Origin of the sequence: Rhodococcus sp. IEGM 1306 (genome assembly GCF_036541985.1) — a bacterium.
In the GTDB taxonomy this organism is placed as follows: Bacteria; Actinomycetota; Actinomycetes; order Mycobacteriales; family Mycobacteriaceae; genus Rhodococcus_F; species Rhodococcus_F qingshengii.
The window spans coordinates 277,576-298,368 of the sequence record NZ_JAZHFF010000002.1; the positions used below are offsets into that span (position 1 = coordinate 277,576).

Sequence of the window (20,793 nt, forward strand, 5' to 3'; positions counted from 1 at the left end):
CCGAGCGGTATTTTTCGACACTTGTCCTGGGCGTTCGGTAGATGTCGGGTGCGCGGCTTCGGACATGGCAGAGTGGAACACAAGGTCGGCACGACTGATTTGTCCGAAATGGATTGGTCGATTGTCGGGATCGGTCGAGTGCGGAGGCTTACATGCGGGTGTGTCCACGATCGTCCAGGCGAGTGGCCGCAAGCTCCCTTGCAGCAGTGGCCGCCGTTGCACTACTCGCGGGCTGCTCCGGGTCGGTCCAAGGAGCACCCGTTCCGGACTCCGCGCCGGCGACTGCCGGTGTGACCGACAGCGGCTCAGCGGCGCCGAGTACGACGGCTGCCCCCAAATCCTCGTCGCCGAAATCTACCTCTCCGAAATCGGCGGCACCGTTGTCCGAACTTCTGCTGACTCCCGAGGAATTTCCCGAGCCCTTCGGCGCTGTTGTCCTGCCCCCGCAGGCTGTTCCGATGGCAGCGCCGGATCTGGTCGGCGTCCCACGCGGTGCCACCGTCGATCCATCCGAATGTGAGCCACCGGAACAGGATTACGGTCCGAACGGGACCGTGATGGCGGTCGGGACCGACAATGCGACGAGGGCAACGATTTCGGTCGAACTCACGAAGGTCGACGCACCCCTGGACGAGTTGGAAGCGCAAACTCGGCAGTGCCCGTCCATGACCGTCACTGCGAACGGCGTCACGACAACAGTGACGACGGAAATTCTTCCGCCCTCGCCGATCGATGCCGACAAGACGATGTCGCTGCGCCGCACTGTCGTTTCCCCCAAAGCTGCAGCCGGCGATCAGACGATGCTGACGTTGATCGCGCAGGTCGGCGACGTGCGGGTAGCGACGACACTGATGACGTTCGGTTCGGCGACACCGTCGACAGCACCTCTGGATCAGGCATTCACCGCCGCTGTCCAGAAGGTCAAAGCGGGTAAGTGATTCCGCAGCATACGGGTCCGACAAGGATCGGATCGCCCCGTTGTGTCGGGGCACTTCGTCCACAACAATCGCGGTAATCCACAGACGACTTCGACGTGGGTGTTTCCCCTGGTCGAGTGGATGGCGGCGTCGGGGTGATCGGCCAGGGTCTCTGCATGACCACATCACCTCTTCCGGGAGAATTCGAATTCTCCGACGACGACCTCACCCTTTTCGGATGCGTCGAACGTGTTTCCGATCCAGGCGAATTGATTACGGCAATACCCGCCCTCCTGGGATTTCATCCGTCCAACTCCGTCGTTGCGCTGTCTCTGATGGGCATCTCCGCCTCGACGCTCGGCCCGGTGATGCGACACGACTACTTTCCCAGTGTCAGGGGAAAGCCCGCGAGGCAGATGAGTGCAGCGCTGCGCCAGTTCGCCTCCGTGTGTGACAGGGAAGGAGCGCGTGCGGTCGTTCTCGTGGTGATCACCGATTACTCGGCAGCTGAAACTCTGATCGATGAAACCATCGAGCTGGCCGAGGTATTCGAAGACATGCTCGGCGGAACCTGCGTCGAGCTGGCTGACGTATTGTGCACGGCCGCAATAGAATCTGGCCAACCGTGGACGAGCGTCACGCGTTCGATTCACCGGGGCACTCTGCCCGACCCGGCATCTTCGTCGGTTGCGGCGGCACAGGTGTTGGGCGGGAGGGTCATTCGCCGTTCGCGTGAGGAACTGGTCCGGTGGGTACACGGTGCCGCTCGCAATCACGAGGTGATTGCGGAACTGATCGCGAGCGGAAGGGAATCGGGTATGTACGGAGGGGGAGTCGACGGCGAGGACCCGGTCCAGGACCGGGTCGATCTGGTGCTGAAACATATTCGTCGTGTGGAGGGAGGAGATCACCCTGACCCGCAGGAATGCGCCGATCTTGTGGTTGCGTTGACGGACGTTCACGTGCGCGACGTGGTGCTGGGTCTGGCGATCACGTCAGTTGCGGCGGCCGCCGAGCAATTGTGGCTTGCGCTCACCCATGAAGTGCCTAGTCCCGAACGCGCTTGGCCGGCAACACTTCTCGGTTTCTTTGCATACGTTCGCGGTGACGGCCCTCTGGCCGGTGTGGCGCTGTCGGTCGCACTGTCGGCCGATTCGGAACACACCTTGGCCGGATTGCTGGACTTGTCCCTTCAATCCGGCGTGCACCCAGACGGGATCCGTGACCTTGCGGTCGTCGGATTGTCCATCGGGGAATCGCTCGGAATCGCCGGCTTGCCGCCGGCACTGCCGAGCGGAAGCTAGCGAGCAGCGTGTGAGCGATCGCCCAGATCCTGGAGGAACTGCCACGCATCGGCGACGATGACGTCGAGATCGGTACGCGTGGGCGTCCAACCCAACTCGGCAATCGCCTTGTCGCTCGATGCGATGAGGACCGCGGGATCGCCCAGGCGTCGCGACGCGTCTTCGACGTTGATCGGCAAGCCGGTGACCCGTGCACAGGCAGCGATCACCTCACGCACGCTGAAGCCGGCACCACTTCCCAGGTTGTAGATGCGGTGCTCGCCGGGAACCGAGGATTCGAGCGCCAGTAGATGCGCTTCGGCGAGGTCGAGCACGTGGATGTAGTCGCGTACTGCCGTACCGTCCGGCGTGGGCCAGTCGGTTCCGAAAACCGAGATCTTGTCTCGCTGCTCGAGTGCGACCTGCAGAACGAGTGGAATCAGGTGGGTTTCGATCACCCGGTTCTCGCCGGCGGACTTGTACGCACCCGCGACGTTGAAGTAGCGCAAGCTGGTCGCGCCCAGGCCGTGGGCGATCGAGTACGAGGTGATCGCATGATCGATCGCGAGCTTGGTCGCGCCGTACGGATTGGTAGGGCGGGTCGGAGCCGTTTCCACGATGGGGGACTGCTCCGGCTCGCCGTACGTTGCGGCGGTGGAAGAGAACACGAGCCGGGGAGTGCCGGAGAGACGGATCGCCTCGAGCAACTCGATGGTCGTGACGACGTTTCCGCGCCAGTACTTTTCGGGGTGCAGCACCGATTCGCCGACCAACGACTGCGCTGCGAAATGCAGTACGCCGTCGAAAACGGGTGAACCCGCACCACCGAGGACCTCGGCGGCCAGCGCCCCGACGTCCCCTTCGATGAACTCGGCACCGGCGGGCACCGCGTCGGCATTTCCCGTGGAGAGGTCGTCGATGACGACAACCTCGTGTCCACGCTCGAGCAACACAGTGCTGCACACACTGCCGACGTAACCGGCGCCGCCGGTGACCAGGAGTTTCATCTACTACTTCCTCAGACCTGCTTGACCTGAACGGCGTGAGCCATTTCCTCGGACAGGTCGAACCCGCTGTGACCCGGCACGATGATGGTCACCGAGCCCGGACGGGTTTCGACCGTCACCCTGGCGTCGGGAACGACGCCGGCGTCACGCAGCTGCGCGATCACCTCGGGATCGGACTGCACGTGCTCGGCCAGTCGCCGAACGACCACCGCAGTCTGTGCGCCGTGCGGAATATCGGTCAGACGCACCAACGTTTCGGTGGTGGCAACCGGGCCGTCGAGTCCCAACTGGTCCAAGCCCGGAATCGGGTTGCCGTAGGGCGACGTCGTGGGGTTGTTCAGAACGACGACGAGCCGACGCTCGACCTCCTCGCTCATCACGTGCTCCCAACGGCATGCCTCGGCATGTACGTCTTCCCATTTGAGACCGATGACGTCCACCAGCAGGCGCTCTGCCAGCCGGTGCTTACGCATGACAGAGATCGCGAGATCGCGACCCTTGTCGGTGAGTTCCAGATGTCGATCGCCGGCGACCATCAGCAAGCCGTCGCGCTCCATACGCGCAACTGTCTGGCTGACGGTGGGTCCGCTCTGTTCGAGCCGTTCGGCGATCCGCGCCCGGAGTGGGACTACGCCCTCTTCTTCCAAGTCGTAGATCGTCCGGAGATACATCTCCGTGGTGTCGACTAGATCCTTCACACTCAACCCCTTCGTCAGTTGATCATTCTACCGTTCAGTTCGTGGTTCCGGTGCCGCCTCCACTGCGGCGAGTCCAGCGCGTGTCCGAATTGGATTCGTGTCACTCGATCTCGGTCTCCGTAGCGGGCCACGAGTGTGGTGTGCAGCACGAAACGAGAAGGAAGTAGCGTGATCCCATGACCGCGTCGATCAGATCTGACGGGGACCCCGCGGCGTCTCGAGCGAATCGAGTCGTGGTGTGGAGTCCGGAGTACCTGAGCTATCGGTGGAGCGCCGATCACCCGATGAATCCCACTCGCCTCGATCTCACGATGGCACTCTCGCGAAGCCTCGGACTTCTCGAGGGAATCGAGTTTCTCGAACCGAGTGCCGCGTCCGATGCCGACCTCCTCAGAATCCACACACCGGCATATCTTGCAGCGGTCAAAGACGCGGGTAACTCTGCGAACAACGGTGTGAGCGGCCAGGATGTTCCCCACGGGCTCGGTACCGAGGACAACCCGGTCTTCCCGCACATGCACGAGGCAAGTGCCATCCTCGCCGGCGGCTCGCTGGCGGCAGCGCAGGAAATCGCTTCGGGGCGTACCAGGCGTGCGGTCAGCATCGGCGGTGGCATGCACCATGCGATGGCGGATTGGGCTTCGGGATTCTGCGTCTACAACGATGCGGCTGTTGCGATTTCGTGGCTGCTCGACAACGGCTACGACCGCATCGCCTACATCGACGTCGACGCTCACCACGGCGACGGTGTGCAACATGCGTTCCTCGGGGACCCTCGGGTGCTCACCGTCTCGCTGCATCAGCATCCGGCGACGTTGTGGCCCAACACCGGATGGTCGAGCGAGGTCGGTGACGGCGCGGCCGAAGGTACAGCGGTGAACATCCCGGTGCTTCCCGGGACCGTCGACGCGTTGTGGCTGCGTGCTTTTCACGCCGTCGTTCCGGGAGCCATTGCAGCCTTCCGCCCGCAGATCATCATCAGTCAGTGCGGTGTGGACTCGCACCGCGAGGACCCGCTCGCGGACCTCGCCCTCACCGTCGACGGTCAGCGTGCGGCGTTCCTGGCAATGCGCGATCTCGCCGACCGCTACTCCGAAGGACGGTGGCTGGCGGTCGGTGGTGGGGGATACGGACTGGTTCGCGTCGTGCCCAGGGCATGGACTCACCTGATCGCGGCCGCACTCGATCGCGAGATCGACGTCGACACCGCTGTCCCCGAGGACTGGAAGGAATCGACGAAACTGCGGGCACCGAGCGTCGACCTCCCGCCGACCATGGGTGACGGCGGCGATGTCGCCTACACACCGTGGGACGGCCCGGGTGGTACACCGGAGACAGGCGTCGCGTCGGTGGACCGTGCACTCACCCGAATCGACTCGGCGATCATCGCCACACGCCGCGCTTCGTTCCCGCTACTCGGACTCGACCCGGAGGATCCCCGTGACTGAACAGTCCGATACCGATGCCGGCGGCGCGAGTGAGCAGGCGCCGAAGACCGACCCCGCTCACACCTATCCCCATTCGTGGGTAGTCGATGTTCTCGCCTCCGACGGCGGCGCGGTGGCGCTGCGACCCATCGTTCCCGAGGACGCGGACAAACTCGTCGAATTCCACGGCAAGCTCTCCGAGCGCACCCGTTACCTGCGGTATTTCGGCCCGTACCCCACGATGTCGGCGCGCGACGTCAAGAACTTCACGACGGTCGACCACCACAACCGCGTCGCGTTCGTGATGATGCTCGGCGACGAGATCATCGCGGTGGGGCGATACGAGCGCCTCCTCGACGTCGGTGACGGGAAGTCTGCCGAGGTCGCCTTCGTCGTCGCCGACGCACACCAGGGGCGCGGCCTCGGCCCGATCCTGCTCGAATACCTGGCAGCAGCAGCGGCCGAGAACGGTCTGACGATGTTCGTCGCCGAGGTCCTCTCCGAGAACCGGAACATGGTGACGGTGTTCCGTGAGGCGGGTTATCAGGTGAGCCGCTCGTTCGACGGTGGCGTGCTGCGACTCGAATTCGCGATCGACCCGACGGAAGCGCTTGTTTCGGTACGTAATTCGCGGGAGCGGGCAGCTGAGGCCCGCAGCATGGGAAACGTGCTGAGTCCACGATCGGTGGCAGTGATCGGCGCGTCGGCGGACCCGGCCAAGGTGGGTAACGCGGTGTTGACCAACCTGCTGCGCGGCGGATTCACCGGACCGGTCTATCCCGTCAACGCGGAGCATCGTTCGGTGCACGGTGTTCGGGCATATCCGACGGTTCGTGACATCCCCGACGACGTCGATCTGGCCGTCGTGGCTGTACCTGCGGAATCGATCAATTCGGTTCTCGACGACTGCCTCGACAAGGGCGTCAAAGCGCTGGTGGTGGTCTCGTCCGGCTTCAGTGAGAGTGGTCCGGACGGACGGTCGTCCGAACGCAAACTGGTCCACGCGGCACGTGCTCACGGAATGCGCCTCATCGGTCCGAACGCCCTGGGTGTCGCGAACAACGACCCGGCGATTTCGTTGAATGCGACGCTGGCGCCGGTCTTGCCGGTGGCAGGCAACGTCGGCTTCTTCTGTCAGTCCGGCGCGCTCGGTATCGCCATTCTCGACGAGGCCGCGCGTAGTCGAATCGGATTGTCCGCCTTCGTTTCTGCGGGTAACCGTGCGGACGTCTCGGGCAACGACCTTCTGCAGTACTGGGATTCCGACCAGTCCACCGAAGTGGTTCTTCTCTATCTGGAGAGCTTCGGCAACCCACGAAAGTTCTCCCGCATCGCGCGTCGAGTTGCGCGCAAGAAGCCGATCGTCGCGGTCAAGAGCGGTCGGCACGCGGTTCCGCCGGTGCTCGCCGCCACGGGAGTCGAGATCGACGATTCCATCGTCCGGGCCCTCTTCGAACAGGCCGGCGTCATCCAAGTCGGATCCATCTCTCAGTTGTTCGACTGCGCACTGCTCTTCGGCTACCAGCCGTTGCCGGCCGGTCCACGGCTTGCAGTCATCGGCAACTCCACCGCGCTCGGTGTCCTTGCCGCGGACGCTGCCCGCAGTGAAGGATTGCAGGTCAGCGACCCGGTCGACCTTGGCGCACAGGCCAGTCCGGAGCTGTTCGCTACCGCCGTGCGTGACGCGTTGGCCTCGTTCGACGTCGACGCCGTCATCGCCGTCTTCGTTCCTCCGGTTGCCATTCCGGTCGAGCCGTTCGCGAAAGCACTCAAAGACGCCGTCGCGGGCTCGGACAAGCCGATTCTCACGACCTTCCTCGCAGCCGAGGGTGTGCCGGACGTCCTTGCGGTCCGCGACGAAGTCGGTAACCCGACCCGCGGTTCGGTGCCGTCCTACCCGGGGCCGGAGCGCGCCGCACTGGCGTTGGCGAGGGCTTGGCGTTACGCGGAGTGGCGCAGCAAGCCGGCGTCGAAGGTTGTTCGCCCGGCAGGGATCGACTCCGAGCGAGCCCAGAAGATGGTGGCCGACTGGCTCGAGAACTCTTCTGGCCGTTGGCTGTCGGACGTGGAAGCAGCCGCTCTTCTCGAGTGCTACGGGGTCGCGGTCGTCGAATTCCGTTCGGTCCTGAGCGAAGACGAAGCTGTCGAGGCAGCGAATGCTGTCGGCTATCCGGTCGCGGTCAAGGCAACCGGCGAAATGTGGCGCCACCGACCGGATCTGGGCGGCGTCAGGCTGGATCTGAGTGGACCGGAATCGGTACGCCTCGCTTACCGAGATCTTGCGGCCGCGTCGGGTGAACCGCTGCTGCACGTGCAGAAAATGGCAACCAAGGGCATCGGGTGTGTGGTCGGAGTCCAAGACGACCCGTCGTTCGGTTCGCTGATCTCGTTCGGCCTCGCCGGTGTGATCTCCGACCTCCTCGGGGACCGTGCCTATCGCGTACTGCCACTCACCGAAGACGCTGCTACGGAGTTGATCGACGCACCCAAGGCTGCGCCGCTGCTCTCCGGATATCGAAACGCCGTTCCGGTCAACAAGGGTGCCTTGGTTGATCTGGTCCAGCGCATCTCGGCGCTGGCCGACGACGTTCCGGAAGTCCGCGAACTGGCCTGTGAGCCGGTACTCGCTTCGGCTACCGGCGCGGAGATCACCGATTCGCGAGTACGCATAGGGCCCGAGCCGAGCGCAATCGACCTGGGGCCCAGACGGTTGCGGTAGTCACAGCGTTCGAGATGGACACAGCGAACAACACCGGCCACCGCACATTCCCGAGGGGGAGGGAAGTAGCGGTGGCCGGTGCTTTGTGCGGTGCGTCAGCGCGAGTGGTGTGGCGCGCTGACGCACGTGCTGTGTTGTTTGATCAGCTTGCGTAGGACCGCAGTTTCTCGGCGCGGTCACCGACGCGGAGCTTGCCCATGACCTCGCGCTCGATCTGACGAACCCGCTCACGGGAGAGGCCGAAGAGCTTGCCGATCTGATCGAGGGTGCGAGGCTGGCCGTCGTCGAGACCGTAGCGAAGTCGGATGACCTGCTGCTCTCGCTCGTCGAGGGTCCCGAGCACGCTGCGCACATCGCTGTGCAGCAGACCGGCGATGACGGCGTTCTCCGCCGAAGTCGCCTCGGAATCTTCGATGAAGTCGCCCAACGGCGCTTCTTCGTCGTTACCGACCGGCATGTCGAGGCTTACCGGGTCACGGCTGTGATCGAGCAGGTCCGCGATCTTGTGGGCCGGGATGCCCGACTCTTCGGCCAACTCGTCGTCGGTCGCTTCGCGTCCGAGCTGCTGGTGCAGTTCGCGCTTGATGCGTGCGAGCTTGTTCACCTGCTCCACGAGGTGGACTGGGAGCCGGATGGTGCGGCTCTGATCAGCCATTCCGCGGGTGATCGCCTGACGGATCCACCAGGTGGCGTACGTCGAGAACTTGAAGCCCTTGGCGTAGTCGAACTTCTCCATGGCACGGATGAGTCCGAGGTTGCCTTCTTGAATGAGATCGAGGAGCGGCATGCCGCGGCCGGTGTAGCGCTTGGCCAGCGACACGACGAGTCGCAGGTTCGCTTCCAGGAGGTGGCTACGCGCCGACTGTCCCTCGCGAACGATTGTTGCGAGATCCCTCTTCTTGGCGACTGTCAGGCGCTTTCCCGTGGCAAGAACGTGGCTGGCATACAGCCCCGCTTCGATTCGCTTCGCCAGTTCGACCTCGTCTGCTGCTGTCAGCAGTGCAGTACGACCGATCCCGTTCAGGTAGACGCGGACCAGGTCTGCGGCCGGGCTCTGGGCGTCCAGATCTGCGGCGCTCGGACGAATGCGAGTAGTGGTGCTGGGGCTTGTCATGACTTGCCTCCCTATCGGCGGTCTCTCACACAGTTCAACGTGTGAGAGTTCCGGGAAAGTTCCCGTGCCGATTTCCGCTAAATCGCCGTGACCTGCAGTTATTTCACAGTCGTCCTGAGAAGTTGCTGAGAACACAAAAATCTGCAACTCACCGGGAACTCAGTTCGTGACGGGAAGCACCAACCCGTGCCGGACGAGCGAGACCAGCAATGTGACGACGGCCTCACGTAGTTGGTCCGGGTCTTCGTCGTTCGCCGCGGCGAGAAGTTCGATCAGCTCGTCGACCACCAGTCCATCCGCTCGAAGGCCGGCCAGCAGCGCAGCGCCCAGTTCGTCGATCTCGTGTTGCCAATGCGGTCCGTTTCCGCGGTGCACGCGGGTGACGACCGGCCGCCATCCCTCGTCGCCGGGGAGGTAGACGCGTTCGAGTGCGGTGTCCGAATCGAGAACGAATCGTTCCTCGAGGACGTCGTGTTCACGCAACCAGGCAAGACGGTCGAAGTATGCGAGCGCCTCGGCCCCGAGCGGGTCCGAGAAGCCGTGCATGAGGTCCTCGGCCATCAGGTCGGTGGGGGAGTCGGTGCGGCGAAGGAACACGAAACCGAAGCCGACGCCCTCGACATCGGCTTCTTCGAGGTGATCCAGCCAGGCATTTGCTCTCGATGCCGTTTCCGGATCTCGCGGATCCTGCCCGCCGTCCTTGAGCCACGTACCGACGTACAGAGCTGGATCCGCCACGTCGCGCTGCACCACCCAGGCGTCGACGCCATGCGCCGGCAGCCACGACGCGATCCGCGAACGCCAGTCCTGTCCTTCGATGTGCACCCACGATGCCAACAGTGCTGCCGTGCCGCCGGGGTTCAGATAGTCGATCGAGCGCGAGATCATCAATTCGCTCGCACCGTCGAGATCGAGGCCGGAATCGCGGTACGTGTGATGCACGCGTGCCTCGCCGACGACAAACGGGGGATTGGCGACCACCTGGTCGAAAGTTCGACCCTCGACGGGTTCGAACCAGGAGCCTTGAAGCAGTTCGACGTCCAGTCCGTTGAGGGCCATGGTTGCTGCCGTGAGGTCGACGGCGCGTTGATTGATGTCGGTTGCGGTGACCGAATCGGCGTACGTGTTCGCGTGCAGGGCTTGGATGCCGCATCCGGTACCGAGGTCGAGCACGCTGCCGACCTTCGCGGTGGGCGTGGCCTGTAGCAAGGACAGTGACGCGTGCCCGACTCCCAGCACGTGATCGGCCGTGGCCTTCTTGGGACGGATTCCGCCGTCGAGATCCGAGATCACCCAACGATCGCCGTCGCCGACATCGATGGGACGAAGATCGACCGCGGCCCGCACGAGCGGATTCTCACTGTCGAAGTTCTCACCTTCGAGCAGACCGGCGTCGACACACTGCGCAATCGTCAGTGGAGCCAGCGCCGCGGCGACGTCGCCCGCGGGGCAATCATCGGCGAGAAGGAACAGTCTGACGAGAACGCCCAGATCCCCGAGTTCCCGGGTGGCGCGGCGCACGGGTACCGGCTCACTTCGGCCGAGAGCGGCGTGAACTTCGGGACCCAATGCCTCGAGCATGGTTCCCGTGTCGAATCGATTGCGAAGCAGAGCCTCACGCAGCGCAGGGGTGATGGACAGGAGCGTTTCGCTTCTCACCCCGTCATTCTCGCAGGCGGAACTTGTCAGCCTTCGATGGTGTGGTGCGTCGCGGATTCGATCTCGCCTGCGGTCTTCTTTCGCCCGTCGTATCGACTCGGTTCGTCCTTGGTGCGCGGTGGTCGGTCGTTGGCGATCAGGACGGCGATCCAGGGAAGCGGAATGGATGCACCGATGATGAGCATCGAGATCCAGGCGTTGGCCCAGATGCCGTACGCGATCGCCGCGAGGATCAACGCCGGGAACCGGAAGGACATGATGATCATGTACTTGCGCACTCGGGCTTTGTGCTGTTCTTCGACGGACTGCTGCGCTTCGGTGATCAGTACGGGATTGTCGGGAGTCCCGGCCTCGTCGGACCTGCCGAACGCGCCATTTCGTGCCATGACTCCACTGTTCCACTCTCGGCCGACAATTGCACACGACCCGTGGGTCGCACCGCTGTGACGGAGACGGCATTATTGGAGGGGTGAGCACTCAAACCAAGGAACGTCCCGACGTCTCCACCGACGAAACGACCGACGACGACACCCCGAAGTTCTTCCACTACGTGAAGAAGAACAAGATCGCCGAGAGCGCCGTCATGGGAACCCATGTCGTCGCGCTGTGCGGTGAGGTGTTTCCCGTGACGAAGTCCGCCAAGCCGGGATCACCGGTGTGCCCGGACTGCAAGAAGATTTACGAAGGACTCCGTAAGGGCGACTGACCTCGGGTCACGCGAGCGGCAGTACTTCCAGAGCTCGGCGGATCGACAGCCTCGACGCAGTCGGCCGCCGGGCTCTTCGCGTCTGCCTGCGGGTTGTCGCAGGGATCCTGGTCGACGCAGGAGTTCTGTCGCGACTCCGTTTGTCTGCTGCGCGGCCGCCCGTACGAGGGGACAGTGGCCGGATCCGCTTTGTCGCCCGAGATGCGGATCGGGCTGGTGGCCAGGTGCCAGGTCAGGTTGGTGACCGGGCCGGTTTCGTCGTCGGTCTTCTGAGCCGCGAGCCACTCTCGCATCTGCTCCATCCGGGTGGCTCGAGCCGGCCAGAACTCCTGCACGGTCGCGTTGAACTCGGCGCCGAGCACGACGGCGAAACCGAGGAAGAACGTGAAGAGCAGAAAGGCGATCGGCGTTGCCAACGCTCCGTACGTGTAGCCGGTGCTGGTGACGAATCCCAGGTACCAGCGCAATCCGGTGCTCGCAGCCATGAAGAACACACCGGCGACCAGAGCGCCGGCGAGGAGCCGATGCCACGGCAGCGACTTCGGCAGAGCGACCTTGTAGAGCGTCGTGAGGCCGATGATCACCAGCAGGCCGACTGCGGGGTAGTAGAACGTGTCGACCAGATTCGATCCGACCACATACCAGGATGCGGGTAGTGCGCGCCCGACGAGCGTCGGGCCCAGTGCTACCAGCGGGAGGATGAACACCGCCATCACCAGGAACATCACGTAGAGCAGCAGGGCGAAGATGCGCTGCCAGATGGGATTGCGGGCATCCTGCTGACCGTGTGCCTCCACGATCGAGTCGACGAACGTACTGATCGCCGACGACCCCGCCCACAGTGAGAGCAGGAAGCCGACCGAGATGATCTCCGGTCGTCCGCGCTGGAGCACGTCCGTCACTGTCGGACGGATGATCTGGTCGACGACGCTTTCGCTGAAGATCGTCCCGCTGAACGTGACGATCTTGGATTCGATGATCTCGACGGTGTTGGGTCCGAACCACCCACCGATATAGCCGATCATTCCGAGAAGACCGAGCAGCAGGGGAGCCAGTGACAGCGTTTGCCAGAACGCGGCCGTAGCCGCCTTTCCGAAGATGGAATCGTCCCAGGCCTTGCTCAGGGTTCGACCGATCAACTGCCCGGTGCGGCGTAGCGGATGCCATCTGCGGTGGTGCAGATCACTTCCGCTCGACTTCTCGCCTCGCGCTTCACTCATGATGTCTCCAGCATCCCTGACGACACACCCGGTTGCCCAACCATGGCGCCGACGTGTCGCACATTTCTGAGACAATTCGCGTGCAGGTCGGCAGGATGCGAGAGCAGCGAAACCTCGCCGGCCGGAGTGAGAACGGCCATGAGTACGCGCTTCGAGTGCGGCTTTCGTCGGTGGCGACGGCTAGGCTCGTCGCCGGACATTGATGAAAATTCGAGGAGCGCGAGACAACAGTGCGATTCCAGTGGAGGCGCGGCCTATGACGTCTGAGACCGTGGCAGCCGAGTTCGGCAATTCGCCCGAACCCGCCGGAGCTCAATCCGCGGGAACCCAACCTGGCGCCCCTACCGGTTCCCTTCGTGCATGGCAGCGCCGTGCACTGACCAAATACCTTTCCAGCAGTCCCCGTGACTTTCTGGCAGTCGCAACTCCGGGAGCAGGTAAGACCACCTTCGCTCTGCGGGTAGCTTCGGAATTGCTCCGCGACCGGACGGTCGACCAGATAACCGTCGTGGCGCCGACCGAGCACCTCAAGCACCAGTGGGCGGAGTCCGCTCAGCGCTCCGGACTGGCATTGGACTCGCGGTTCTCCAACTCGACCGGCCAGACCTCGAGTGACTATCACGGCGTCGTGCTGACCTACGCCCAGGTTGCCTCGCACCCGTCGAAGCATCGCGTGCGCACCGAGGGCCGCAAGACGCTGGTCATCCTCGACGAGATCCACCACGGCGGCGACGCCAAGAGTTGGGGCGACGCCATTCGTGAGGCGTTCGGCGACGCGACCAGGCGTCTCGCACTGACCGGAACCCCGTTCCGCAGTGACGACAGCGCTATTCCTTTCGTCGAGTACGAGCCCGACAAGGAAGGCCTGCTCCGCTCGAAAGCCGATCACTCCTACGGATATTCGGATGCACTCAAGGACGGCGTGGTTCGACCCGTCGTGTTTCTCGCCTATTCGGGCGAAGCGCGGTGGCGAAACAACGCGGGCGAGGAATTCACGGCTCGCCTCGGCGAGCCGCTGAGCGCCGAGCAGACGACTCGCGCCTGGCGTACGGCCTTGGACCCTGCCGGGGACTGGATTCCTGCCGTGCTGCAAGCAGCAGACACCCGTTTGGCGCAGCTGCGCAGTACCGGTATGCCCGATGCCGGCGGACTTGTCATCGCAACCGACCAGACTGTCGCCCGTGAGTATGCGAAGGCACTCACCGCGATCACCGGCGAACAACCGGCCGTCGTGCTGTCCGACGACCCCACCGCGTCCAAGCGAATCGCCGAATTCGGTGCGAGCGACCAGAAATGGATGGTCGCGGTCCGCATGGTGTCCGAGGGCGTCGACGTTCCTCGCCTGGCGGTCGGCGTGTACGCGACCAGCGCGTCCACCCCGCTGTACTTTGCTCAGGCGATCGGGCGCTTCGTGCGTTCACGGCGTAAGGGCGAAACTGCCAGCGTCTTCCTGCCGTCGGTGCCGGTGCTTCTCGACCTTGCCGCGCAGCTCGAGGCCCAGCGTGACCACGTACTCGGGAAGCCGCATCGTGAGAAGGACGGCCTCGAAGACGACCTGCTCGCCGATGCGAACAAGCAGAAGGACGAGCTGGGCGAGGAGGAGAAGGCGTTCACATCCCTGGGCGCCGACGCCGAACTCGACCAGGTGATCTACGACGGATCGTCCTTCGGTACCGCGACATTCGCCGGAAGTGACGAGGAAGCAGACTACCTCGGACTCCCCGGCCTACTCGACGCCGATCAGATGCGGGCGTTGCTGCGTCAACGTCAGCAGACGCAGGTCGAGGCCAACTCTGCCAAGGCTGCCGCCCCGCAACCGACGGCGGCAGTGGTATCCGATCGAGCGGCCACGGCAGATCAGCTCGGTGCGCTCCGCAAGGAGCTCAACGGGTTGGTGGCGATGAACGTTCACCGCACCGGTAAGCCGCACGGCATCATTCACGCGGAACTGCGCCGAGTGTGCGGCGGCCCGCCGACGGCCATCGCGACTGTCGATCAGCTGACCGAGCGCATCGCGATTCTCCGCAGCTGGTAGCAGCCGAAACGCTCCTCCAGGGCCCGTGAACGACAGAGGACCCCTGGACGGCAGAACGGGCGATCACAGTGAATGTGATCGCCCGTTCTGGCGTTCATGGCGCGCCTCGTGAAGAGGCCACCCCCGGCTGACAGGTCAGATTGCGGGTTCGCTTTCGGAGACGACGGCATTCATCTCGCGAAGTCGATCCGCGTGTTCGGTTGCGTGGTGTCCACAGAAGAGAAGCTCGCCGCCGGTGGGAAGCACAGCGCGTACGCGTGCTCCGGCACCGCACCGGTCGCACCGGTCGGCAGCGGTCAACTGTGGGCTGGTCAGTGTTCCGGGCATGACTCCTCCGTACTGGCTTTGCGGCATTCGGGCCGCGTGCCTGGGGCCTGGTCCGCCGCGTCGGAATGGCGCGGTAGATCCACTCTTACAGACGTTTGGGGTTTACGGGTTGTTCCCGAAGGCGTTTCTTAGTGTTGTGTCTCACTGGAAATGCGCTGGGCAGGCATTCTCCGGTGAAGATTGTTCGCTGACAGCTGATTCGGATCGCCGACCTCAGCCCGATATTCTGGGCTGATGAACCCCGGACGCGAACCACTTGTCGACGCGAGCGTCGAGTTGCTCCACATGTGCACGCGCGAGGAATGGGCTCGGGCACAACAGATCGGTGAACGCATCCCCGACGGATTCGAGGCCGAGGGCTTTGTTCACATGTCGACTCCGGCGCAAGTTCATCTCCCGGCGAATCGGATCTTCGCCGGCCGGGACGACATCGTGCTTCTCGCCATCGATCCGGCCTTGCTCGGCGGTGAGGTGAAGTACGAACCAGGTGTTCCCTCGGACCCGGAATCGATGCGATTCCCGCATTTGTACGCCCCGATTCCGGCCGCAGCCGTCACCGCTGTCGTCGAGTATCTTCCGGACGCGAACGGCGTGTTTGCGCCGGTTCGGTAGTTCGCCGATTCGCCCGCCGTGGACTGCGTTCGGCGGATTACGGCCCTCACGCGATGCGGGTCGCCGATCGGCGCTACCGTTGGTATATGAACGTAGAAGTCACCCCACTACCGGGGATCGGGACGCGCAAGGATTTTGTTCTGTCTTCCGGTCGTCGCGTGGGTGTCGTCACCCATCGGGACGGTCATACCGATCTCATCGTGTCCAAGGCAGACGACCCTGACGCGTGTGCTGCCTCACTGCCTCTGACCACCGAGGAAGCGGCAGCGCTCAGCAATCTCCTGGGTGCCCCACAGCTGGTTGCACAGCTCGAAGAAGAGCACCGTGACCTTCCGGGAATTCGAACCAAACAGCTCTACATCAAGGACGGGTCGCGCTACGACGGGCAGACACTCGGGGACACCGGCATGCGCACCCGTACCGGGGTCTCCATCGTCGCCGTCATGCGCGCGGGACAGGTGAGCCCGTCGCCGAACCCCGACTTCACCTTCACCGGGGGAGACCTCCTCGTCGCAGTCGGAACGCCGGACGGTTTGGCCGCAGCGGCAAAAATCTTGGCCAACGGCTGACTGGCGCGTGGACACAACCACCCTCGCACTGATCGAACTCGGCGCGGTCTTCTTCGCGCTCGGACTGCTCGGACGGCTCGCTGCTCGCGTCGGCATGTCGCCGATCCCGTTCTATCTGATCGGCGGCCTGTGCTTCGGACAGGGCGGTTTCATCCAGCTCGGCGACATCGGCGAGTTCTCCCATCTGGCAAGTGAGATCGGGATCGTCCTGCTCTTGCTGCTGTTGGGGCTCGAATACACGGCGGCCGAGCTCGTCACCGGTCTCAAACGCTCACGGGTAGCGGGCATCGTCGACATCGTCCTCAATGCGACTCCCGGCGCGGTGGTCGGCTTGATTCTCGGCTGGGGCGTCGTGGGGGCGACGGTCATGGCCGGCGTCACCTACATCTCGTCTTCGGGAATCATCGCCAAGGTGCTCAGCGACCTGGGGCGCCTCGGTAACCGCGAAACACCGGTCGTGCTGTCGATTCTGGTGTTCGAAGACCTGGCAATGGCGCTGTACCTGCCGATTCTGACCGCAATGCTGGCGGGCGTCAGCTTCATGGGCGGGCTCGAAGCGGTCGGAATCTCGTTGCTGGTCATCACTGTGGTTCTCGTTGTGGCTCTGCGATACGGACGGTACGTCTCCGCACTCCTCGACAGCCCCGACAGCGAGACGCTGCTGCTCAAGCTGCTCGGTGCCGCACTGTTGGTTGCCGGTATCAGCTCTGCGATGCAGGTGTCGGCGGCGGTGGGTGCGTTCCTCCTCGGTATCGCGATCTCGGGATCGACGGCGCACAACGCCAGTCGCGTGCTCGAGCCCCTACGAGATCTGTTCGCCGCGATGTTCTTCGTGGTCTTCGGTCTCAACACCGATCCCAGTTCCATTCCGCCCGTCCTCGGGTGGGCGGCGATTCTGGCCGTCGTGACCGCGATCACGAAGCTGATCACCGGAGCCTGGGCGGCCAGACGTCAGGGTGTCGCGCGAATGGGTCAGGCGCGTGCCGGTGCTGCTCTGATCGCCCGCGGTGAGTTCTCCATCATCATCGCCGGGCTGGCGGTGTCCGCGGGTGCCGTCGACGCCGAACTTGCCGCATTGGCAACGGCTTACGTGCTCTTGATGGCCGTGATCGGTCCGGTGGCGGCAAGAGTTATCGAACCCGTTGCCTCGTTGTACATCAAGGTTCGTACGAAGTCCTGAATGCGGCCCTATCCTGTCCGGATGTCGAACAGAATCGCCCGTCCCGCCGCGACAGTCCTGTGCGCGGTGATCCTCTCGTGCGCTCCGGTACCGGCGCTTGCCGGTGGAATTCCCACGCTCGAACAAGCCGGACCCTCAGCTGCGCAGGTTGCCGCGGATCGATCGCTGCACCTCGAGGGTGCGTCGAACGCGCGTGACATCGGCGGCTACGTCACCGAGGACGGGCAGACCGTTCGGTGGGGGAAGGTGTTTCGCTCGAATGCCCTCGACAAGCTGACACCGTCGGATCTCGCGTCGTTGAGCGAACGCGGAGTGGAATCGGTCGACGACTTCCGCACGGTCGTCGAGCGGACGCTCTCGCAGGACCGTATTCCGAGCGGGGCGCGAAGCAACTGGTTCGACGTCGTCGGAACCAACCCCGCCAACCTCCCGGCGCTGGTGGACATGCCGACGATGTACGCGTTGATGGTGACCGATCCGGGGGCGAGCCGCGCATTCCACGACGCACTGGTGAACGTCGCGGACACTGACGGTGCAGTCCTCTACCACTGCTCGGCGGGCAAGGACCGTACCGGCTGGATGACTGCAGTTCTCCTGACCGTCCTCGGCGTGAGTCGCTCGGATGTGAATACCGACTACATGCTCAGCAATCAGTACCTCACCGGACCTCGCACGGGGAGCGCGTTCATCGACGGCGTCGAACAGTCCTGGCTGGACACGTCTTTCGCCACGGTGGATCGGGTGTACGGCAACTTCGACAACTACGTCCGGGACGGTCTGCAGTTGAGCGAGGACGATCTCGCACAACTCCGGGACACACTCTTGGTCTGAGGCGGCAAACGCAGAAGAGCCGCTCTCCGGAAATCCGGAGAGCGGCTCTTCTGCGCGTAACTGGTGTGACTAGTCGAGGTAGTCGCGCAGAACCTGCGAACGCGACGGGTGGCGCAGCTTCGACATCGTCTTCGATTCGATCTGGCGGATACGCTCACGCGTGACGCCGTAGACCTGTCCGATTTCGTCTAAAGTCCTCGGCTGACCGTCGGTGAGACCGAAGCGGAGGCGAACCACGCCGGCTTCGCGCTCGGACAGCGTCTCGAGTACCGACTGCAGCTGATCCTGCAGCAAGGTGAACGAGACGGCGTCGACTGCGACTACAGCTTCGGAGTCCTCGATGAAGTCACCGAGCTGGCTGTCGCCCTCGTCGCCGATGGTCTGGTCGAGAGAGATCGGCTCACGCGCGTACTGCTGGATTTCCAGCACCTTTTCCGGCGTGATGTCCATTTCCTTGGCGAGCTCTTCCGGCGTGGGCTCACGGCCCAGGTCCTGGAGCAGCTCACGCTGGATACGGCCGAGCTTGTTGATGACCTCGACCATGTGCACCGGGATGCGGATGGTGCGAGCCTGGTCGGCCATTGCGCGGGTGATGGCCTGACGGATCCACCACGTGGCGTAGGTCGAGAACTTGTAACCCTTGGTGTAGTCGAACTTCTCGACTGCACGGATCAGACCGAGGTTGCCTTCCTGGATGAGGTCCAGGAACGCCATGCCACGGCCCGTGTAGCGCTTGGCCAGCGAGACGACCAGGCGAAGGTTGGCCTCGAGGAGGTGGTTCTTGGCACGGTTGCCGTCGCGGCAGATCCAGCTCATGTCGCGTCGCTGAGCCGCAGGCAACTTCTCGCCCTTGTCGGCGAGGTCCTGCATGATCTGCACAGCGTAGAGGCCTGCTTCGATGCGCTTGGCCAGTTCGACTTCCTCTTCGGCGTTGAGGAGTGCGACCTTGCCGATCTGCTTGAGGTAAGCGCGAACCGAGTCGGCGGACGCCGTCAGTTCGGCATCCTTGCGTGCCTGACGGAGAGCTTCGGACTCTTCCTCGTCCCAGACGAAGTCGCCGGAAGCCTTGTCCTTCTCGGACGGCTCTGCAGCGGTCTCTTCGTCTTCGCCGACTGCTACGACCTCGACGACATCGGACTCGACCTCGGCAAGGTCGCCGTCCGTGATGTCGATGTCTTCCAACTCGACATCGCCGTCTTCGGCGTCAGGATCGCCGGCCTTCTTGGGGCTGGCCTTCTTAGCTGCTGCCTTCTTGGCCGGAGCTTTCTTGGCCGGAGCCTTCTTTGCTGCTGCCTTCTTGGCGGGGGCCTTTTTCGCCGGAGCCTTCTTGGCTGCCGGAGCGGTGACGGTGGCCGCCTCCACGGCTGGAGATTGTGGCTCTGACTCTGATGGAGAATCAGCAGTCTGACGTGTATCGGTGGCTGCCACGTACGCCCTTTCGTGACGGTGTCGTGCGGCGTCACGCCAGAGTGGTGATCCGGCGGAGAGGTCAATGGTTGTTGGCCGGCGCGCAGCCGGACTTCACCATTGTAACGACTCTCAGGAAACTCTTACGTCACGGCGGGCCGTAACAGGTAGATTTTCCGCTTTTCACGTGCGGGTTTTCTCATCCGGCGACGGGAGCCGGCCTGGTCAATCCGACCGACGCGAGTGCAGCTCCGGCGATTCCCGCAGTGTTCAGCAGGGTGGCGGGGACGACCTTCGTGCGGTTGGTCAGATGCGGAATCCACTTCTCGTGTTTGCGGCTGATGCCGCCGCCGGCGATGAAGAGGTCGGGCCAGAGCAGGTTCTCGAAGGTGGTCAGAACTCGCGAGACCTCGACCGCCCACTCCTTGTAGCTCCAGTCCTTCTTTTCCTTCACCGACGAGGCCGCTCGATGCTCGGCTTCCTTGCCGTCGACCTCGAGGTGACCGAACTCGGTGTTGGGCAACAGAACTCCGTTGTGCAACACGGCAGATCCGATTCCGGTGCCGAAGGTCAAGAGGATCACGACGCCGGAGGTGTCCTTGCCCGCCCCGAAGGAGTCCTCGGCGATTCCGGCAGCGTCGGCGTCGTTGAGGACGGTGACCTCGCGGCCGCCCAGGGCCTTGCCGAAGAGCGCGGCCGCGTCGGTGTCGATCCAGGACTTGTCGATGTTCGCAGCGCTGTGCGCGACGCCGCCGGTCACGACAGCGGGCAAGGTGATGCCGACCGGACCGGTCCACTCGGCCTGCTCGACGATCTCGGCCACAGTGCCCGCGATCGCATCGGGAGTGGACGGCTGCGGGGTCAGGATCTTGATGCGGTCACCGATCATTTCCCCGGTGCTCAGGTCGATCGTGCCGCCCTTGACGCCGCTGCCGCCGACATCGATCCCGAAACCTGTGGTTGTCATCGTCCTGCGCTCCTGAGTGTCGAATTCGAGGTCACGATCTACCGTTGCAAACACTAACCCGAACAAGGACCCGGGCGCGTGCGACTCGAGGCGTTCGAGTGGTGCCCCTCGGTAG

Annotated in this window: 19 protein-coding genes; 10 read left to right on the forward strand and 9 right to left on the reverse strand. The window is 63.8% G+C overall.

Translation table 11 applies throughout. The features are described from left to right. The first annotated feature begins 182 nt into the window (after nt 1-182). Both V3587_RS08035 and V3587_RS08040 read left to right on the forward strand, forming a co-directional pair. Nucleotides 183-938, forward strand: a complete 756-nt coding sequence (locus tag V3587_RS08035) for a sensor domain-containing protein (protein WP_124569738.1) — start codon at nt 183-185, stop codon at nt 936-938. Nucleotides 939-1,093: 155 nt separating this feature from the next. Further along, nucleotides 1,094-2,221 (forward strand): DUF4192 domain-containing protein, encoded by a 1,128-nt coding sequence (locus V3587_RS08040; protein ID WP_283376340.1) that lies wholly within the window; start codon nt 1,094-1,096, stop codon nt 2,219-2,221. Here the strand turns inward: V3587_RS08040 and galE are convergent. Both galE and V3587_RS08050 read right to left on the reverse strand, forming a co-directional pair. Next, nucleotides 2,218-3,207: a UDP-glucose 4-epimerase GalE gene (gene galE, locus V3587_RS08045; protein ID WP_283376341.1), complete on the reverse strand. Its 990-nt coding sequence runs from the start codon at nt 3,205-3,207 to the stop codon at nt 2,218-2,220. The genes V3587_RS08040 and galE overlap by 4 nt on opposite strands. Nucleotides 3,208-3,218: 11 nt before the next feature. Next, the gene (locus V3587_RS08050; protein WP_003942150.1) at nt 3,219-3,905 is read right to left on the reverse strand and encodes a metal-dependent transcriptional regulator; all 687 of its coding nucleotides are present in this window, start codon (nt 3,903-3,905) and stop codon (nt 3,219-3,221) included. Between the two features lie 176 nt (nt 3,906-4,081). On the opposite strand from V3587_RS08050, the gene V3587_RS08055 reads away from it, so the two are divergent. Together V3587_RS08055 and V3587_RS08060 are read left to right on the forward strand one after the other, a co-directional pair. Beyond that, a complete protein-coding gene (locus tag V3587_RS08055) occupies nt 4,082-5,353 on the forward strand; it encodes an acetoin utilization protein AcuC (protein WP_003942159.1) in 1,272 nt (423 codons plus the stop codon). Further along, nucleotides 5,346-8,051, forward strand: coding sequence for a bifunctional acetate--CoA ligase family protein/GNAT family N-acetyltransferase (locus V3587_RS08060; RefSeq protein WP_283376342.1), 2,706 nt, complete (start codon nt 5,346-5,348; stop codon nt 8,049-8,051). Before V3587_RS08055 ends, V3587_RS08060 begins: the two co-directional genes overlap by 8 nt. A gap of 142 nt (nt 8,052-8,193) precedes the next feature. Here the strand turns inward: V3587_RS08060 and V3587_RS08065 are convergent, their stop codons facing one another. The 3 genes from V3587_RS08065 to V3587_RS08075 form a co-directional block, all read right to left on the reverse strand. Continuing rightward, a complete protein-coding gene (locus V3587_RS08065; RefSeq protein WP_003942639.1) occupies nt 8,194-9,165 on the reverse strand; it encodes a sigma-70 family RNA polymerase sigma factor in 972 nt (323 codons plus the stop codon). A 159-nt stretch (nt 9,166-9,324) separates the two neighbouring features. Beyond that, nucleotides 9,325-10,824 carry a DUF7782 domain-containing protein gene (locus tag V3587_RS08070; RefSeq protein ID WP_235172126.1) on the reverse strand — a complete coding sequence of 500 codons (1,500 nt, stop codon included), beginning with the start codon at nt 10,822-10,824 and terminating at the stop codon, nt 9,325-9,327. 26 nt (nt 10,825-10,850) lie between these two features. Continuing rightward, nucleotides 10,851-11,210, reverse strand: a complete 360-nt coding sequence (locus tag V3587_RS08075; protein WP_003942638.1) for a DUF3099 domain-containing protein — start codon at nt 11,208-11,210, stop codon at nt 10,851-10,853. Between the two features lie 83 nt (nt 11,211-11,293). Here V3587_RS08075 and V3587_RS08080 point away from each other — a divergent pair, with 83 nt between their 5' ends. Then, nucleotides 11,294-11,530: a DUF3039 domain-containing protein gene (locus tag V3587_RS08080; protein WP_003942602.1), complete on the forward strand. Its 237-nt coding sequence runs from the start codon at nt 11,294-11,296 to the stop codon at nt 11,528-11,530. On the opposite strand, the gene V3587_RS08085 is transcribed toward V3587_RS08080, so the two are convergent. Next, nucleotides 11,503-12,750: a YihY/virulence factor BrkB family protein gene (locus V3587_RS08085; RefSeq protein WP_235172127.1), complete on the reverse strand. Its 1,248-nt coding sequence runs from the start codon at nt 12,748-12,750 to the stop codon at nt 11,503-11,505. The two genes, V3587_RS08080 and V3587_RS08085, sit on opposite strands and share 28 nt — an antisense overlap. Nucleotides 12,751-13,006: 256 nt before the next feature. Between V3587_RS08085 and V3587_RS08090 the strand changes: the two genes are divergently transcribed. Continuing rightward, nucleotides 13,007-14,785 carry a DEAD/DEAH box helicase gene (locus V3587_RS08090; RefSeq protein ID WP_020907558.1) on the forward strand — a complete coding sequence of 593 codons (1,779 nt, stop codon included), beginning with the start codon at nt 13,007-13,009 and terminating at the stop codon, nt 14,783-14,785. Nucleotides 14,786-14,920: 135 nt separating this feature from the next. Here the strand turns inward: V3587_RS08090 and V3587_RS08095 are convergent, their stop codons facing one another. Then, complete coding sequence (locus V3587_RS08095; RefSeq protein ID WP_003942643.1) at nt 14,921-15,112, reverse strand: DUF7455 domain-containing protein; 192 nt, start codon at nt 15,110-15,112, stop codon at nt 14,921-14,923. A 234-nt stretch (nt 15,113-15,346) separates the two neighbouring features. On the opposite strand from V3587_RS08095, the gene V3587_RS08100 reads away from it, so the two are divergent. From V3587_RS08100 to V3587_RS08115, 4 genes are all read left to right on the forward strand, one after another. Beyond that, entirely contained in the window at nt 15,347-15,724 is a 378-nt protein-coding gene (locus V3587_RS08100) for a DUF952 domain-containing protein (protein ID WP_124569734.1), read from the forward strand. An 86-nt stretch (nt 15,725-15,810) separates the two neighbouring features. Then, nucleotides 15,811-16,293 carry a cation:proton antiporter regulatory subunit gene (locus V3587_RS08105; RefSeq protein ID WP_021344116.1) on the forward strand — a complete coding sequence of 161 codons (483 nt, stop codon included), beginning with the start codon at nt 15,811-15,813 and terminating at the stop codon, nt 16,291-16,293. 7 nt (nt 16,294-16,300) lie between these two features. Next, nucleotides 16,301-17,473, forward strand: a complete 1,173-nt coding sequence (locus V3587_RS08110) for a cation:proton antiporter (RefSeq protein WP_003943778.1) — start codon at nt 16,301-16,303, stop codon at nt 17,471-17,473. A gap of 21 nt (nt 17,474-17,494) precedes the next feature. Next, nucleotides 17,495-18,304 (forward strand): tyrosine-protein phosphatase, encoded by an 810-nt coding sequence (locus V3587_RS08115; RefSeq protein ID WP_283376343.1) that lies wholly within the window; start codon nt 17,495-17,497, stop codon nt 18,302-18,304. Between the two features lie 69 nt (nt 18,305-18,373). On the opposite strand, the gene V3587_RS08120 is transcribed toward V3587_RS08115, so the two are convergent. After that, nucleotides 18,374-19,798 (reverse strand): RNA polymerase sigma factor, encoded by a 1,425-nt coding sequence (locus V3587_RS08120; RefSeq protein WP_370333980.1) that lies wholly within the window; start codon nt 19,796-19,798, stop codon nt 18,374-18,376. A gap of 112 nt (nt 19,799-19,910) precedes the next feature. Continuing rightward, entirely contained in the window at nt 19,911-20,678 is a 768-nt protein-coding gene (gene ppgK / locus V3587_RS08125; RefSeq protein ID WP_283376344.1) for a polyphosphate--glucose phosphotransferase, read from the reverse strand. Nucleotides 20,679-20,793 lie beyond the last annotated feature (115 nt).

Coding starts and splice junctions, on each gene's coding strand:
- V3587_RS08040 (WP_283376340.1), top strand. CDS start 1,094: ATGACCACATCACCTCTTCCGGGAGAATTCGAATTCTCCGACGACGAC.
- galE (WP_283376341.1), bottom strand. CDS start 3,207: ATGAAACTCCTGGTCACCGGCGGCGCCGGTTACGTCGGCAGTGTGTGC.
- V3587_RS08055 (WP_003942159.1), top strand. CDS start 4,082: ATGACCGCGTCGATCAGATCTGACGGGGACCCCGCGGCGTCTCGAGCG.
- V3587_RS08065 (WP_003942639.1), bottom strand. CDS start 9,165: ATGACAAGCCCCAGCACCACTACTCGCATTCGTCCGAGCGCCGCAGAT.
- V3587_RS08075 (WP_003942638.1), bottom strand. CDS start 11,210: ATGGCACGAAATGGCGCGTTCGGCAGGTCCGACGAGGCCGGGACTCCC.
- V3587_RS08085 (WP_235172127.1), bottom strand. CDS start 12,750: ATGAGTGAAGCGCGAGGCGAGAAGTCGAGCGGAAGTGATCTGCACCAC.
- V3587_RS08090 (WP_020907558.1), top strand. CDS start 13,007: ATGACGTCTGAGACCGTGGCAGCCGAGTTCGGCAATTCGCCCGAACCC.
- V3587_RS08095 (WP_003942643.1), bottom strand. CDS start 15,112: ATGCCCGGAACACTGACCAGCCCACAGTTGACCGCTGCCGACCGGTGC.
- V3587_RS08100 (WP_124569734.1), top strand. CDS start 15,347: ATGAACCCCGGACGCGAACCACTTGTCGACGCGAGCGTCGAGTTGCTC.
- V3587_RS08105 (WP_021344116.1), top strand. CDS start 15,811: ATGAACGTAGAAGTCACCCCACTACCGGGGATCGGGACGCGCAAGGAT.
- V3587_RS08115 (WP_283376343.1), top strand. CDS start 17,495: ATGTCGAACAGAATCGCCCGTCCCGCCGCGACAGTCCTGTGCGCGGTG.
- ppgK (WP_283376344.1), bottom strand. CDS start 20,678: ATGACAACCACAGGTTTCGGGATCGATGTCGGCGGCAGCGGCGTCAAG.